The 13,724-nt window shown below is 64.3% G+C and carries 15 protein-coding genes; 12 read left to right on the top strand and 3 right to left on the bottom strand.

Annotation, left to right across the window (positions count from 1 at the left end; all coding sequences use genetic code 11):
• Nucleotides 1-3: 3 nt before the first annotated feature.
• The 9 genes from ACFVVC_RS04230 to ACFVVC_RS04190 all read left to right on the top strand — a co-directional run bounded on the left by ACFVVC_RS04230 (nt 4) and on the right by ACFVVC_RS04190 (nt 9,688).
• On the top strand, nt 4-978 hold the full coding sequence (locus tag ACFVVC_RS04230; protein WP_387449563.1) for an electron transfer flavoprotein subunit alpha/FixB family protein: 975 nt from the start codon (nt 4-6) through the stop codon (nt 976-978).
• Between the two features lie 69 nt (nt 979-1,047).
• Entirely contained in the window at nt 1,048-1,983 is a 936-nt protein-coding gene (locus tag ACFVVC_RS04225; RefSeq protein WP_387449561.1) for a cytochrome b/b6 domain-containing protein, read from the top strand.
• 129 nt (nt 1,984-2,112) lie between these two features.
• Entirely contained in the window at nt 2,113-3,249 is a 1,137-nt protein-coding gene (locus ACFVVC_RS04220; protein ID WP_387449559.1) for an acyl-CoA dehydrogenase family protein, read from the top strand.
• A gap of 14 nt (nt 3,250-3,263) precedes the next feature.
• Nucleotides 3,264-4,337 (top strand): enoyl-CoA hydratase/isomerase family protein, encoded by a 1,074-nt coding sequence (locus ACFVVC_RS04215; protein WP_387449557.1) that lies wholly within the window; start codon nt 3,264-3,266, stop codon nt 4,335-4,337.
• 41 nt (nt 4,338-4,378) lie between these two features.
• A complete protein-coding gene (mmsB, locus tag ACFVVC_RS04210; protein WP_387449555.1) occupies nt 4,379-5,290 on the top strand; it encodes a 3-hydroxyisobutyrate dehydrogenase in 912 nt (303 codons plus the stop codon).
• Nucleotides 5,287-6,063: an enoyl-CoA hydratase gene (locus tag ACFVVC_RS04205; RefSeq protein ID WP_387449553.1), complete on the top strand. Its 777-nt coding sequence runs from the start codon at nt 5,287-5,289 to the stop codon at nt 6,061-6,063. Before mmsB ends, ACFVVC_RS04205 begins: the two co-directional genes overlap by 4 nt.
• A 54-nt stretch (nt 6,064-6,117) precedes the next feature.
• Nucleotides 6,118-7,617 carry an aldehyde dehydrogenase family protein gene (locus ACFVVC_RS04200; RefSeq protein WP_387449551.1) on the top strand — a complete coding sequence of 500 codons (1,500 nt, stop codon included), beginning with the start codon at nt 6,118-6,120 and terminating at the stop codon, nt 7,615-7,617.
• Nucleotides 7,618-7,619: 2 nt separating this feature from the next.
• On the top strand, nt 7,620-8,867 hold the full coding sequence (locus ACFVVC_RS04195) for a CaiB/BaiF CoA transferase family protein (RefSeq protein WP_387449549.1): 1,248 nt from the start codon (nt 7,620-7,622) through the stop codon (nt 8,865-8,867).
• A complete protein-coding gene (locus ACFVVC_RS04190) occupies nt 8,864-9,688 on the top strand; it encodes an enoyl-CoA hydratase/isomerase family protein (protein WP_387449547.1) in 825 nt (274 codons plus the stop codon). Before ACFVVC_RS04195 ends, ACFVVC_RS04190 begins: the two co-directional genes overlap by 4 nt.
• On the opposite strand, the gene ACFVVC_RS04185 is transcribed toward ACFVVC_RS04190, so the two are convergent.
• Nucleotides 9,681-10,184, bottom strand: coding sequence for a MarR family winged helix-turn-helix transcriptional regulator (locus ACFVVC_RS04185; protein ID WP_387449854.1), 504 nt, complete (start codon nt 10,182-10,184; stop codon nt 9,681-9,683). The genes ACFVVC_RS04190 and ACFVVC_RS04185 overlap by 8 nt on opposite strands.
• Before the next feature lie 211 nt (nt 10,185-10,395).
• Here ACFVVC_RS04185 and ACFVVC_RS04180 point away from each other — a divergent pair, with 211 nt between their 5' ends.
• From ACFVVC_RS04180 to ACFVVC_RS04170, 3 genes are all read left to right on the top strand, one after another.
• Nucleotides 10,396-10,569 (top strand): RES domain-containing protein, encoded by a 174-nt coding sequence (locus ACFVVC_RS04180; RefSeq protein WP_387449852.1) that lies wholly within the window; start codon nt 10,396-10,398, stop codon nt 10,567-10,569.
• Between the two features lie 2 nt (nt 10,570-10,571).
• Entirely contained in the window at nt 10,572-10,748 is a 177-nt protein-coding gene (locus ACFVVC_RS04175; RefSeq protein ID WP_387449545.1) for a hypothetical protein, read from the top strand.
• Nucleotides 10,749-11,159: 411 nt separating this feature from the next.
• Nucleotides 11,160-11,519, top strand: coding sequence for an enoyl-CoA hydratase/isomerase family protein (locus ACFVVC_RS04170; RefSeq protein ID WP_387449850.1), 360 nt, complete (start codon nt 11,160-11,162; stop codon nt 11,517-11,519).
• A 222-nt stretch (nt 11,520-11,741) separates the two neighbouring features.
• Here ACFVVC_RS04170 and ACFVVC_RS04165 read toward each other — a convergent pair whose 3' ends face one another.
• Nucleotides 11,742-12,530 (bottom strand): TIM barrel protein, encoded by a 789-nt coding sequence (locus ACFVVC_RS04165; protein WP_387449543.1) that lies wholly within the window; start codon nt 12,528-12,530, stop codon nt 11,742-11,744.
• On the bottom strand, nt 12,527-13,660 hold the full coding sequence (locus tag ACFVVC_RS04160; protein ID WP_387449540.1) for a Gfo/Idh/MocA family oxidoreductase: 1,134 nt from the start codon (nt 13,658-13,660) through the stop codon (nt 12,527-12,529). Before ACFVVC_RS04160 ends, ACFVVC_RS04165 begins: the two co-directional genes overlap by 4 nt.
• Nucleotides 13,661-13,724 lie beyond the last annotated feature (64 nt).

The following is a 13,724-nucleotide window of genomic DNA, read 5'->3' as shown; positions in this document are numbered from 1 at the left end:
GACATGACCAACGTACTGGCCCTGATTGAAATCACCCCCACGGGCGCCATCGCCACCAGCGCACCGGCCCTGATTGCAGCGGCCGCCAAGCTCGGCACGCCCGTGGCCGTCGTGGCCACGCAGCCCGGAGAGGGCGCCGCCCTGGTCGCGCAGCTCGGGACCCTCGGCGCGCAGCAGGTATATCTCGCGGAAAGTGCACACGTGGGCCGGCTGCTGGCGGCCGCCCAGGTCGAAGCGCTCAGCTCCGCGGCCCGGGCGCTAACACCGTCCGCCGTCATCGTGGCGAACTCGGTCGAAAGCCGCGAGGCCGCGGCCCGGTTCGCGGTCCGCACCGGCGCCGGGCTGCTGGCCGACGTCGTGGACGTCAGGGCGGCCGGGGACGGGTCCGCCGTCGGCGTTCACTCGGTCTTCGGCGGCGCCTACACCGTTAAGGCAACCTTGCAGTCCGGCCCGGCGGTCATCACCCTGCGCCAGGGCGCCCTGGATGAGCGGGCCGCCTCGGCAACCCCCTCGGTCACGACCGTGGCACTGGACGTCGAAGACGGAAACGCCGCCAGGATCGACGCGGTGCACCCCGCGGGAACCGGTTCGGGCCGGCCGGCGCTGCGCGGGGCGGCCACCGTGGTTTCCGGTGGCCGCGGCCTGGGCTCGAGGGAGAACTTCGTGCTCGTCGAGCGGCTCGCCGACGCGCTCGGCGCAGCAGTCGGCGCCTCCCGGGCCGCGGTGGACGCCGGCTACATCGAACAAAGCTCCCAGGTCGGCCAGACCGGCATTACCGTGTCCCCGCAGCTGTACGTGGCGCTGGGGATTTCCGGGGCCATCCAGCACCGGGCGGGCATGCAGACCGCCAAAACCATCGTGGCCATCAACAAGGACGAGGACGCCCCCATCTTCGACGTCGCCGACTTCGGGATCGTCGGCGACGTGTTCACCGTGGTGCCCCAGCTGATCGAAGCCATCGAAGCCCGCACCAACTAACGCCGCTGTTCGGCCTTTCCCTGGGCCAACCAGTAACCGGGACCAGCACTCAGGAAGGGGCAACCCGTCATGCCGACGACCATCAACAAAAAGCCAACCAAGCCCGGGAACAAGAGGGCAAGACTGGCCGCCGCGGTCACCATAGCCGTGCTCGCGCTGGCGGCGGTGGTGCTCAGCGCTCAATGGCTGCGGACGCTCCCGGCCGTTCAGGATTTCCTGAGCACGTACCCGGGACAGGCCGAACTGCCCGGGACGGCACCCGTGGGACTGCCTGCCTGGCTGGGCTGGCAACATTTCCTCAACGCGTTCTTCCTCGTGCTGATCATCCGTTCCGGCTGGCTGGTACGGACCACGGCCAAGCCCAAGGAGCATTGGACCCGGAACAACACCGGACTGATCCGGACCAAGGGAAAACCGGTCAAAATCAGCCTGAACCTGTGGTTCCATCTGACCCTGGACGCGCTGTGGGTTCTCAACGGCATCACCTTCGTCATCCTGTTGTTCGCCACCGGCCAGTGGATGCGGATCGTCCCGACCAGCTGGGAAATCCTACCCAACGCCCTGTCCACCGCGATCCAGTACGCCTCTCTGAGCTGGCCCACCGAAAACGGCTGGGTCAACTACAACTCGTTGCAGGTGCTGGCTTACTTCTCCATTGTCTTTATTGCCGCGCCCTTGGCGCTGGCTACCGGCCTGCGGATGAGCGGTGCCTGGCCGAAGAATGTCACCACTCTGAACCGGATCTACCCGGTCGAGCTGGCCCGGGCCATACACTTCCCCGTCATGCTTTACTTCGTCGGCTTCGTCCTCGTGCACGTGACACTCGTCTTCACCACCGGCGTACTGCACAACTTGAACCACATGTACGCCTCCAACGACGGTGCTGGGTGGACCGGGTTCTGGATCTTCGCCGCCGCCCTTGCCGTCATGGTCGCCGCCTGGTTCCTTGCCCGGCCGCTGTTCCTGCGGCCCGTCGCCTCACTGACCGGCAAAGTCAGCAAGTAGCCGCGGGAGGCAGCCGGCCCTGGCGGGCCGTAGCGCAGGATCCCCAAAACACATAGTAGGAAGTCCTAGTAATAACTAGGACTTCCTACTATATTGAAATTAGAATTCACATCTTCGACAGGACACACCATGTTTGAACTTAACGAGGACCAGCAGGCGCTGGTTGCGATGGTGCGAGACTTCGCCAACGAGGCCCTGGCCCCGAACGCCGCGAAGTGGGACGAGACCAAGCACTTCCCTGTGGACGTGCTGGCAGAGGCTGGCGCGTTGGGGATGGGCGGGATCTATGTCCGGGAGGAGTTCGGCGGTTCTGCACTGACGCGTAGCGATGCGGTGCTGATCTTTGAGGAACTGGCCAAGGCCGATCCCACGATCGCCGCTTACATCTCCATCCACAACATGGTGGTGTGGATGATTGATTCGTTCGGCAACGATGAGCAGCGCGCACAGTGGGTGCCGCAGCTTGCGTCCATGGAAGCATTGGGCAGCTACTGCCTGACCGAACCGGGCGCCGGTTCGGATGCTGCGGCGCTGAGCACCAAGGCCGTGCGCGACGGCGGGGACTACGTGCTGAACGGGGTCAAACAGTTCATCTCCGGGGCTGGGGCCTCGAGCTACTACATTGTGATGGCCCGCACCGCCGACACCGGAAACCGCGGCATCACCGCCATCGTGGTGCCTGCCGACGCGCCGGGCCTGTCTTTCGGCGCGAACGAGAAAAAGATGGGCTGGAACGCCCAGCCGACCCGCCAGGTTGTTCTCGAAAACGTCAGGGTTCCGGTTGCCAACCGCCTCGGCGAGGAAGGCAGCGGCTTCGCCATCGCCATGAAGGGCCTCAACGGCGGCAGGATTAACATGGGGGCCTGCTCCCTCGGCGGCGGGCAGACGGCCTTGGATAAGTCCGTGGCTTATTTGAAAGAACGCCAGGCGTTCGGCGGCCCGCTGATCAACCAGCAATCACTGCTTTTCCAAATCGCTGACATGGAGACTGAGCTCGTAACCGCGCGAACGCTGCTCTGGCGGGCAGCGGACGCCCTGGACAGAGGAACACCCGATACGGTGAAGCTCTGCGCGATGGCCAAGCAGGTCGCTACAGATGCCGGGTTCAGTGTCGCCGACAAAGCCATCCAGCTCCACGGCGGTTACGGTTACCTGTCCGAGTACGGTCTGGAAAAGATCGCCAGGGACTTGCGGGTCCACCAGATCCTCGAGGGCAGCAACGAGATCATGCGTATGGTGGTCGGCCGCATCGTGGCGGGGTCCTGACCGTGGAACCACTCATGGACAACGACGAGATCCTGGTGCGCCGCGACGGCCACCTGGGACACATCATCCTGAACCGGCCTAAGGCCCTTAACGCCCTGACGCACAACATGGTGACCCGGATCGCCGCCACCTTGGACGACTGGGAGCACGACGACGGCGTCGCAACGGTGCTGCTGACCGGGGCGGGGGAACGGGGCCTGTGCGCCGGCGGTGACATCGTCGCGATCCACCGTGACGCGATGAACCACGGGACCGCTAGCGAACGCTTCTGGGCCGATCAGTACCGGCTCAACGCCCGGATCGCGAACTACCCGAAACCCTATGTCGCGGTCATGGACGGCCTGGTGCTCGGCGGAGGCGTCGGGGTCTCGGCCCATGGCTCGCTGCGCGTGGTGACCGAGCGGACGAGGGTCGGGATGCCGGAGACCGGCATCGGGTTCGTTCCCGACGTCGGCGGAACCTATCTGCTCTCCCGCGCACCCGGTGAAATGGGTACGCATGCTGCCCTCACCGCCGGAACTTTTTCCGGCCCCGATGCCATCGCGATGGGCTTTGCGGACTATTTCTTGGACAGCAGCACACTTCCCGACCTGACCAGGGCGTTGGCTCTGGAGGGAGCTGCAGATGCTGTCAAGCCCTTTGCGGGGAACTACCTCGCAGGGGAAGCACTGGCCGCAGAGCGGTCCTGGATCGATACCTGCTACTCCTTTGACTCAGTCGAAGAGATCCTCTCATCACTTCGGGCCTCGAAAGTGCCTGCCGCCCGGGCCGCTGCCGAGTCCATCCTGGCAAAGTCGCCGACTGCGCTGAAGGTGACGCTGGAATCACTGCGGCGCGCCCGAACGACGGGCAGCCTGGAGGAGACCCTGGAGCAGGAATACCGGGTCGCCCTGCGCTGTTTTGCCGCCCCGGACCTCGCCGAGGGGATCAGAGCGCAGGTGGTCGCCAAGGACCGGCGCCCGCGCTGGTCGCCGGACACGCTGGGAGCTGTGTCGGCCGCTGACGTAGCCGCCTATTTTGCCGACCTGGGCGCTCGTGAATTGCGGCTGCCCGTAACGGTTTCGCGCAAAAGCACCCCGACACCCTGAGCCACACCCCGAGCTCAGGCCGCACAACTAAAAGGATTCCAATGGGTAAGAAAATAGCTTTTGTTGGACTGGGACACATGGGTGGCCCGATGGCCGCGAACCTGGTCAAAGCCGGCCACAGTGTGTCCGGTTTCGACCTTGCACCGGATGCTCTGGACCACGCCCGGAAGTCGGGCATCGACGTGGCCGACTCCGCCGCGGCAGCCGCGGCGGGAGCCGACGTCGTCATCACCATGCTTCCGGCAGGACGCCACGTGCTTGGGGCATACCAGGGCAAGGACGGTCTCTTGGCCGTCACCAGCCCGGGAACTCTCTTCCTGGAGTGCTCCACAATCGCGGTGGAGGATGCACAGGCCGCCCACGAAATGGCCGCCGCGGCCGGGCACCGCAGCCTGGACGCCCCCGTCTCCGGCGGCGTGACCGGGGCGACGAACGGCACCCTGACCTTCATGGCCGGCGGCAGCGCCGAAGACTTCGCCGACGCCGAGCCGATCCTGGCCGCCATGGGCGGCCGGATCGTGCACTGCGGCGGACCCGGCGCCGGGCAAGCCGCAAAGGTCTGCAACAACATGATCCTGGGCATCTCCATGATCGCCGTGTCGGAGGCCTTCGTCCTGGGCGAGAAGCTGGGTCTCTCCAACCAGGCACTGTTCGACGTCGCCTCGGCCGCCTCCGGCCAATGCTGGGCCCTGACCACCAACTGCCCTGTCCCCGGCCCGGTTCCGGCCAGCCCCGCGAACCGCGACTACCAGCCAGGCTTCGCCGGGGCGCTGATGGCCAAGGACCTCGGCCTGGCTGTCCAGGCCCTCGAATCAACCGGCGTCCAGGCCCGGCTCGGCTCCCTCGCGGAGGAAATCTACCGGCAATTCGCCGAGGGCGAGGGCGCAAACCGTGACTTCTCCGGCATCATCACCGAAATCCGGGCCAACGCAAGCGTGGAGACAATGGCATGAGCGATTACCAGACCATCCTGGTCAAACAGGAAGGACGCGTCGGCGTCATCACCCTCAACCGTCCCGAAGCCCTCAACGCACTCAACGCACAACTGTGCAACGATTTGCTCGTGGCAGCCCTCGCCTTCGATATCGACCCCAGCATCGGGGCCATTATCATTACCGGCTCGGACCGGGCCTTCGCCGCAGGGGCGGACATCAAGGAAATGGCATGCCGTAGTTACATGGACATGTACACCCAGAACTGGTTCGCCGGCTGGGACGACCTGGCCAGGGTCCGGACACCAATGATCGCCGCCGTCGCCGGCCATGCCCTCGGAGGAGGCTGCGAGCTGGCCATGATTTGCGACTTCATCATCGCCGCGGACAACGCCAAGTTCGGGCAGCCCGAAATCAAGCTCGGCGTGATCCCGGGCATGGGCGGCTCCCAGCGGCTGACACGGGCCATCGGAAAGTCCAAGGCCATGGAAATGGTGCTCACGGGCCGGACCATGGGCGCAGATGAAGCCGAACGCGCCGGTCTGGTCGCCCGGGTCGTCCCCGCCGCCGGGCTCCTGGACGACGCACTTGCAACCGCAACAAAGATCGCGGGCATGTCCAAGCCGATAGCGCTGTTGGCCAAGGAGGCCGTCAACGCCTCCCAGGAGATGTCATTGGCCGACGGCGTGCAGTTCGAACGCCGACTGAACCACTCCTGCTGGGCCACCGAGGACCAGAAAGAAGGTATGGCCGCCTTCATCGACAAGCGCGCACCGGAATTCACCCACCGCTGACACTCCGCACTCCGGCCCCGGCCGACGGCCCACCACCCTGAAAGACGAGAAACCATGACCGAAGTAAGTGTTGACCCCCGAACCGGTGCCATCCTGGACGGATTCGAACAACTGATGTGGATCGACGGCGAACGAACGGAGGCGCGCACCGGCGAGTGGCGCGAGGTAAAGAACCCCGCCCTCCGCGAACAGGTGATCGCCCGCGTGCCCTCCGGCGGAGCAGACGACGTCGACCGCGCCGTCTCCGCCGCACGCCGCGCGTTCCCGGGCTGGCGCTCGGTCCACTTCACCGAACGCGCCCGGGCACTGGCGAAAATCGCCGACGACATCGAGGAACAGGCTGAGGAGTTCGCCAGGTTGACCGCCCTGGACACGGGCAACGCCCTGCGCACCCAGGCCCGCCCCGAGGTTGCCACGCTCGTGGCGCTGTTCCGCTACTTCGCCGGCGTCGCTGGCGAGGTCAAGGGCACCACGCTCCCGGCCGGGGACAACCAGCTGCACTACACCCGGCTCGAACCCCTCGGCGTCGTCGCCTGCATCCTGCCCTGGAACTCACCTCTGATGATCGCCGGATTCAAGGTCCCTGCCGCGCTTGCCGCCGGGAACACCGTCGTCCTCAAGGCCGCCGACGACGCGCCGCTGACCATCCTGCTGCTGGCCGAAATCTGCAACCGGCACCTCCCCGCCGGCGTCCTGAACGTACTGACCGGACGCGGCAGCGTGATCGGCCAGGCACTGTCGACCCACCCCGGAGTCGACAAAGTCTCCTTCACCGGCTCCACCGATGTGGGCCGCGGCGTCGCGCGCCAAGCCAGTGAACGGCTGGCCCACGTGTCACTCGAACTCGGTGGCAAGAACCCTTCCATCGTGTTCCCCGACGCCGTCGATGACGAGCTGATCGACGGACTCTTGGCCGCGTCACGGTTCACCCGCCAGGGCCAGAGCTGCACCGCCGGATCCCGTTTGTTCCTGCACGAAGACATCTACGACGAAGTACTCGAACGCCTCGTCGCCAAGCTCGGCGCACTCAAAGTCGGCGACCCCCTCGATGAAGCAACCGACATGGGCGCCATCATCAACGCCAGCCAACACCGCCAGATCAGCACCTACCTGGACGAGGGCAGGGCCGACAAAAGCCTGACCGTTGCCCTCGGCGGGAACGTCCCCACCGAAGGGCCGCTAACGGAAGGCTACTACCACCTGCCCACCGTCTTCGGCGGGGTCCGGAACGACTTCCGCCTGGCGCAGGAAGAAATCTTCGGCCCGGTCCTGGCAGCCATCCGCTGGAAAGACATCGACGAGGTGGTCGCCATGGCCAACGATTCCCACTACGGTCTCGCGGCCTACGTGTGGAGCCACAACCTGGACAACGCCCTGAACACCGCGCACCGCGTCGAAGCCGGCTGGGTCCAAGTCAACCAGGGCGGCGGCCAGCTCGTGGGCCAGTCCTACGGCGGCTACAAGCAAAGCGGCATCGGCCGTGAGGTCTCCCTGGAGGGCATGCTGGCCGGGTTTACCCAGACCAAGCAGATCAACGTCAAGCTGAGGGGCTGATCATGGCGAAAACGACCACGACAACGACGGCGACGGCGGGGCCGCTGGCCGGAGTGACCGTGCTGGACCTCAGCCGCGCCCTGGCCGGCCCGTACGCCACGGCGCTGCTTGCCGACATGGGGGCGACCGTGATTAAGGTCGAGTCCATTAAGGGCGGCGACTCGTCCCGGTCCTGGCCTCCATTCGAGAACGAGCACAGCCTCTACTTCGACTCGGTCAACCGCGGCAAATCCTCCGTCGCCGTCGACTTCTACACACCCGAAGGCAAAGACCTGCTCCGGAAACTGGCACTGGAAGCCGACGTCCTGATCGAAAACTTCCGCCCCGGAGTCCTGACCACCATGGGCCTGGACCCCGAGGAGCTTCGGGCCGCCAACCCCGGACTCATCATCGCCTCCGTGACCGGGTTCGGCACCACCGGACCGCTGGCCCTGGCCGCAGGCCTGGACCAAGTCGCCCAAGGCATGTCCGGACTCATGTCCGTGACAGGCCAGGACGCGGACCACATGGTCCGCTTCGGCGTGCCGATCGTGGACATCTGCACCGGGATCTTCGCCGCCTACGGAATCGCTTCGGCCTTAGCCGGCCGAGCCCACACCGGGTTAGGACTGGACATCTCCACTTCGCTGCTGGAATCAGCACTCGCCCTGTCCGCATTCCAGGGGCAGCGGTACCTCAGCAACGGCGAGGTCCCGGTGCCCCAGGGCAACGACCACCCCGTCCTTGCACCCTACGGGGTCTTCACAACCGCAGACATCCCCGTGATCATTTCCGTCGGCAACGATAAACAATGGCTCCAACTCTGCGAACTCGTCGGAGATCCGGCCCTGGCCCAGGACCCGGACTACTCGACCGGACGGGACCGATCCATCAACCGCAAGGCGCTGGCACGGCGGCTCGAGGAACTCCTCACCGCCCGGCCGGGCCTGGAATGGCTCGATGCCTTCCGAGCCGCGAAAATCCCCTGCGGCCCGATCTATAACTATGCAGAGGTCTTCGCCGACCCTCAGGTGGCGGCCGTGGACATGATCCGAACCGTGAACCGGCACGACGGCAGCGAACTGCCGCTGCTGCGCGGCCCGCTCTCCGTCAACGGCAACCCCACCCCGGTCCGCAAGGCACCTCCCGCGCTAGGCGAGGACACCCGCAAGATCCTCGAAGACCTCGCCTTAACACCCGGGCAAATCGAGAAGCTCATTGCCTCCGGCATCGTCCGGGAAACACCCGCCCTCGAAGAGGTCGGGGCATGACCGGGACAGCGCCGGAGGCTATCACAGGATCGCTGCGCGTCGAACACTCCGGTGCGGTAGCGACTATCGTGATCGACAACCCCCGACTCCGTAACGCACTGAACAGAGACATGTGGCAGCAGTTCGAACCACTGCTCGACAAACTGGCCGCTGATCCGGGTGTCAAAGTATTGGTCGTGCGCGGCGTAGGAGGCAACTTCTCCGCCGGCGCCGACATCAGCGACCTCATGGCCATACTCCACGATCCGGAAAGCGGAGCGCACGACGGCGGCCACGTCACCGCCGGAGAAAACGCACTCGCAAATTTCCCCAAACCAACCATCGCAGCCATCGACGGCTACTGCATCGGCGGGGCCTGGCAGATCGCCGGAGCCTGCGATATCCGCATCGCAGCCGACACTGCCACGTTCGCCATCACCCCCGCCAAGGTCGGCATCATCTACCCACTCTCCGGCATCGAACGTCTCGTCCGCCTCGCCGGACCCGCCACCGCCAAATACCTGCTGCTCACAGGCGACTTCATCACAGCACCCGAAGCACACAACCTCGGCATGCTCGCCAAAGTCGTCCCCGAAAGCCAGTTCCAGAACGAAATCCAGGACTTCGCTCACCGGCTCGCCACCCGCTCTCAACTTTCCATCCAGGCCACAAAACAGATCATCGACGCAATCGCCGCCAATGGCCCAACAGTTCCGGCGATCAGCGGCTACTGGCAGGACCAAATGGCCGCGAGCGATGAACCGCAAACCGGCATTCGCGCCTTCTTACAGAAGGAGACACCAGTGTTCACATGGACCGAGCCACGCCCAAAGGCTAGATAGAGAAACGTGTCTCCACGAAGTCGCCCGCTTCATAGCGAAACCTGCCCAACACCTGGTTCAGGTCATCCACTTCTGAGGCGCTGAAACCGGGATCGGTGAACACCTTGTCATTGAGATCCCGGGTGGCCTGTTCCACCGCGGCTCGTCCCCGCGGGGTGATTTCAACCAGCCTGGTCCTGCCATCTTCAGGGTGAGCAGCACGCCGGACAAGGCCTGCCCTCTCGAGACGGTCCACACTGTTGGTGACGCTGGTTGGATGCACCTGCAGGCGTGCACTTGCCTTAGCCATCGGCAAGGCTCCATCCCGGGTAAAACTGAGCAAGGCCAGCAGTTCAAACCTCGCGAAAGTAAGCCCATGAGGCTTCAAGACGGTTTCTATGCGCGACAACAGAATCTGCTGCGTCCGCATGATCGATGTCACCGCCGCCATGCCCTCGGCAGCCGTCGCCCACCCGCGATCTTGCCAATGACGCCGGGCCTCCGCTATGGGGTCCATCAGCAGTGGAACAGAATCAGACACGTTTGGCTCCCATTCTTGTCAAATGGCTGATCATCAATTTTCACACGGAATGCTTGCACGTCCTAGTTATTCCCTGCGGCGGTGCCGGCATTTCCTGTTCAGGTGTTTATGGCTTTGTCTGGTCGTCCCTATGGTGGGTTCCGAACAACAACTGGCAACAGCCACTGCTGACACCCGATAATGGCGCATTGGTTTCCGCCCGGATCCTTGGGCGTGGAGTGGCTGGGAGTGGGCAACCGCTGGCAGGTTCCCCGGCCGATGGGATGACCTGCACGGAAACTTCCGGACCGTCTACGCCGGCTCCAGCCTAAGGGCATGCCTGCTCGAGGTGCTCGCCGCCTTCCGCCATGACGCCAGCTAGCAATGGAGCTGGACGAGATCGTCGAGGATGACGAAGACGAACTTGCCGGCACCTACTGCGCCGTGACGGACTCCCGGTCCATACCTGTCCTCCATCCGCACTACATCGGAGTGGTGCTCAGCCTCGGACTCTTAGACCTGGACGCCGCAGCCCTAAAGATGCCCGGCCGCGCCGGCTGACTCAGGCAATCGCCGCTTGGATCTACGAGACAACAGACCTTGACGGTGTTACCTTCGCGTCCCGCCATGGCGACGACGTGACGCTCTGGGCAATCTTCGAACGGCCAGGCGATCCTCACGTCAGCCCGAAGCTAAGGCACGCCAGGCCCGAGGAACTGCACCACGACAGCGATGCAATCAAGGACGCCTTCCGGACGCTCGGCCTGACTTGGAGGAGTGAATAGTCCGCCCCGCTCCCCCGCTCCTCGCCCTGCTTGACGGAAGGTCCTTTATCGGCCTCTTAAACAGGGCGGGGAGTTGTCGTAGAAGGGGCTGTTTCCGGCCGCCTTTCGGTGGCCCGGTCGCGTGAAGCAGGCTTCGAAAGGCACGCCCTGCTGGCCGCTGGATACTGCAATCGCTTCGCGCTGAGGCATACCCAGACTCCTTTATTATCTTGCTCCAGGGTGCCTTCACGAACTCAAACACAAACTCACTGCTCGGCACCTTGCCGCCGAGCAGACCCGAGCACGAGTTGCGCGTAACTCCCCCATGGCGCTTGAGCTAACCCTTGCTGCCCTCCGGCGGGCTCGGGGTCTCTCTTCACTGGAAGAAGCCCTCGCCCAAGAGCTTCGCGTTTCGGTGCCGCGCTTCGCCCTCCCGGACTTCGCCGAAGGAATCCGCGCCCATCTGATTGACCGCGATTCGGGACCCAGCTGGGCGCGGCTTCCCACCGATCCACGCTGGACAGAACCCTTCTTTGCCATTACATTCTGCAGAACTTCTCATCTCTGATATCTGAGGAGTAAGTCGGCGATCAGCTCCCACATCAGCGCCCGCGCCCAAGCGCTGGTCGGCAAGCTTCTCGGCGGGCTCGCTTTCGTCAGTGTCGCAGGGAATTGGTGGGAGTGCGATCACCGCCGCCCGCATGCACACTTCATGTCCTAATTCAGGTATGGGTCAGCACCTGCCGCAATCTGTGCGTGTAGCGACAGGTGTCGACCTTCAGGTCGGGGCTCAAGTGAACGATGCGCGGAATGCTGCTAGGGCGGCATCGCCAGCTTCGATGCCATGACCTCCTACTGCGCCCGCTTCCATGCCGATTACTCCTGCGTATCCCGCCTCTCGGAGGGCCTTGGCTATGGCCGGGTAGTTGATCTCGCCAGTGCCAGGCTCGAAGCGGCCGGGAACATCGGCCACTTGGATTTCCCCGATCTCCGACTGAGCCGAGCGCACCGCTTCGATCAGGTTTCCCTCGCCGATTTGTGCATGGTACAGGTCTAACATCATCTTCACGTTGGGGTGATTGACGGCGTGTACGAGAGCATGCGTATCCTTGGCGCGGGCCAAGGGGATGCCGGGGTGATCGAGAATGGTGTTGAGGTTTTCCAATGCGAACGTAATGCCATGCTTTTCGCCGAGTTCGCCGAGTTTTTCTAGCGTACGCAGTCCCGTCAGCCACATTTCGCCTGTCGAACGGTATGTTGGTCGGACAGCGCGACCTCCCTCGCCCAATTCGGCGGGGTGGACCACCATTCTCTCAACGCCGAGTTCCAAGGCAGTGGGGATCAGTTTTTCGGCGGAGGCCAGGACCTCGTGAGAATTGGCGGAGTCGATGACACTGCCGCCGAAGTATCCGCTCATGGAGGAAAATTTTGCTCCGGTCGCAGCGAGGGCCTGAATGTCCCGGCCTCGGGTGTCCCACAGTTCCACTTCAAAGCCCTGCTCGTGGATCCGCTGCACGCGCTCGATCAGGGGCAGCTCCCCGTAGACCATCTCGGCGCAAACGGCTAGGCGGAAGCTCATTTTCCGGCTCCCTGCAGATGCACAGCACTCTCGGCAGGGAGCAGGTCAGCAATTTGCGAAACCTCAACGGGCAGCCCTGTCTCCGCTGACTTGAAGGCAGCCAAGGCCACGGCCAAAGCATTACGCGCATCAACACCACCTGGCGCCGTCACGGCTGAAGCCGCCGAAGGAGCACCAGCATAACCGCGCCGCGCGGCGACGTCGTCAGCAAAGTGAGCGAGTTCCTCCGTGTAGGCGTCGTGGAACAAATGGATGTTCAGACGCGTGGTTTCCGAGCCAATGCCGGCCGCCGTGTAGCTGGTCGCATTGGTGGCCTGCGGCGTGCCGGCGGTGACCATACCGGCCGAGCCGAAGACCTCGCCGCGGACGTCGTAGCCGTAGAGTGCGTTGAAGTTCGCTTCCGCCACGGCGATGGCGCCGTTGCTGTAGATGACGGTTACCACGGCGGTGTCCAGCAGGCCTCCTGCCCTCGCCTCAGGCGCCACCAGGGCATCGGCCACTGCATGGACTTTGACCGGCAAGGCTCCGGGGTTGAGCCAGTTGAGTGTGTCGAAGTCGTGGATAAGGGTCTCCAGGAAGATGGTGCCTGGCGCGATTCGCTCAGGGTTGCTGAGCCCCGCCTTGGTGCCCGGGTCGCGTGTGAGGGAGCGCAGCAGTTGCGGGGTACCCACGGCACCGTCGTCGATGAGCTTGCGGGCTGCGGCGAAGTCGGTGGAGTAGCGGCGGTTGAATCCGAAACGGAGGACGACGCCGGCCTCGTCCGCGGCGGCGATCGCGCCGTCAAGTTCCTTGATGGTCCGTCCGCCGGGCTTTTCGCAGAAAACGTCCTTTCCGGCTTTCGCAGCGGCGATGATGAGGTCCGAGTGGAAGCGCATCGGAGCCGCGATCAGCACCGCATCCACGTCCGGATCCGACAGGACGTCCTCTACATCGGTGCTGATCTTCGTGACTCCAAGATTGGTCGCCAGTTCTTCGACCGCGGGAAGGACAGGATCGGTGATTGCCTCAAGCCGCGCGTTGGGAATGCGGCGGGAGATGGATTCAGCATGAAATTTGCCGATCCATCCGGCGCCAATCAAAGCGATGCGGACGGGCCGGTCTTCGGCGACCGGGTGCTGGATATACGTCATTGGTGCTCCTAGGGAATGTGTTTTAGATCGTTCTAGATGGATACTAGGGCCCGATCTCACCCTC

It is taken from the genome of Pseudarthrobacter sp. NPDC058196 (assembly GCF_042882685.1).
Lineage (GTDB): Bacteria > Actinomycetota > Actinomycetes > Actinomycetales > Micrococcaceae > Arthrobacter.
The sequence above is the reverse complement of the archived record's forward strand: the minus strand, read 5'-3'. Positions and strand labels throughout refer to the sequence as shown.

Excerpts from the sequence above, each read along its gene's own strand:
- ACFVVC_RS04230 (WP_387449563.1), top strand. The coding sequence starts at position 4 with ATGACCAACGTACTGGCCCTGATTGAAATCACCCCCACGGGCGCCATC.
- ACFVVC_RS04225 (WP_387449561.1), top strand. The coding sequence starts at position 1,048 with ATGCCGACGACCATCAACAAAAAGCCAACCAAGCCCGGGAACAAGAGG.
- ACFVVC_RS04220 (WP_387449559.1), top strand. The coding sequence starts at position 2,113 with ATGTTTGAACTTAACGAGGACCAGCAGGCGCTGGTTGCGATGGTGCGA.
- ACFVVC_RS04215 (WP_387449557.1), top strand. The coding sequence starts at position 3,264 with ATGGACAACGACGAGATCCTGGTGCGCCGCGACGGCCACCTGGGACAC.
- mmsB (WP_387449555.1), top strand. The coding sequence starts at position 4,379 with ATGGGTAAGAAAATAGCTTTTGTTGGACTGGGACACATGGGTGGCCCG.
- ACFVVC_RS04205 (WP_387449553.1), top strand. The coding sequence starts at position 5,287 with ATGAGCGATTACCAGACCATCCTGGTCAAACAGGAAGGACGCGTCGGC.
- ACFVVC_RS04200 (WP_387449551.1), top strand. The coding sequence starts at position 6,118 with ATGACCGAAGTAAGTGTTGACCCCCGAACCGGTGCCATCCTGGACGGA.
- ACFVVC_RS04195 (WP_387449549.1), top strand. The coding sequence starts at position 7,620 with ATGGCGAAAACGACCACGACAACGACGGCGACGGCGGGGCCGCTGGCC.
- ACFVVC_RS04190 (WP_387449547.1), top strand. The coding sequence starts at position 8,864 with ATGACCGGGACAGCGCCGGAGGCTATCACAGGATCGCTGCGCGTCGAA.
- ACFVVC_RS04185 (WP_387449854.1), bottom strand. The coding sequence starts at position 10,184 with ATGGACCCCATAGCGGAGGCCCGGCGTCATTGGCAAGATCGCGGGTGG.
- ACFVVC_RS04175 (WP_387449545.1), top strand. The coding sequence starts at position 10,572 with ATGGAGCTGGACGAGATCGTCGAGGATGACGAAGACGAACTTGCCGGC.
- ACFVVC_RS04165 (WP_387449543.1), bottom strand. The coding sequence starts at position 12,530 with ATGAGCTTCCGCCTAGCCGTTTGCGCCGAGATGGTCTACGGGGAGCTG.
- ACFVVC_RS04160 (WP_387449540.1), bottom strand. The coding sequence starts at position 13,660 with ATGACGTATATCCAGCACCCGGTCGCCGAAGACCGGCCCGTCCGCATC.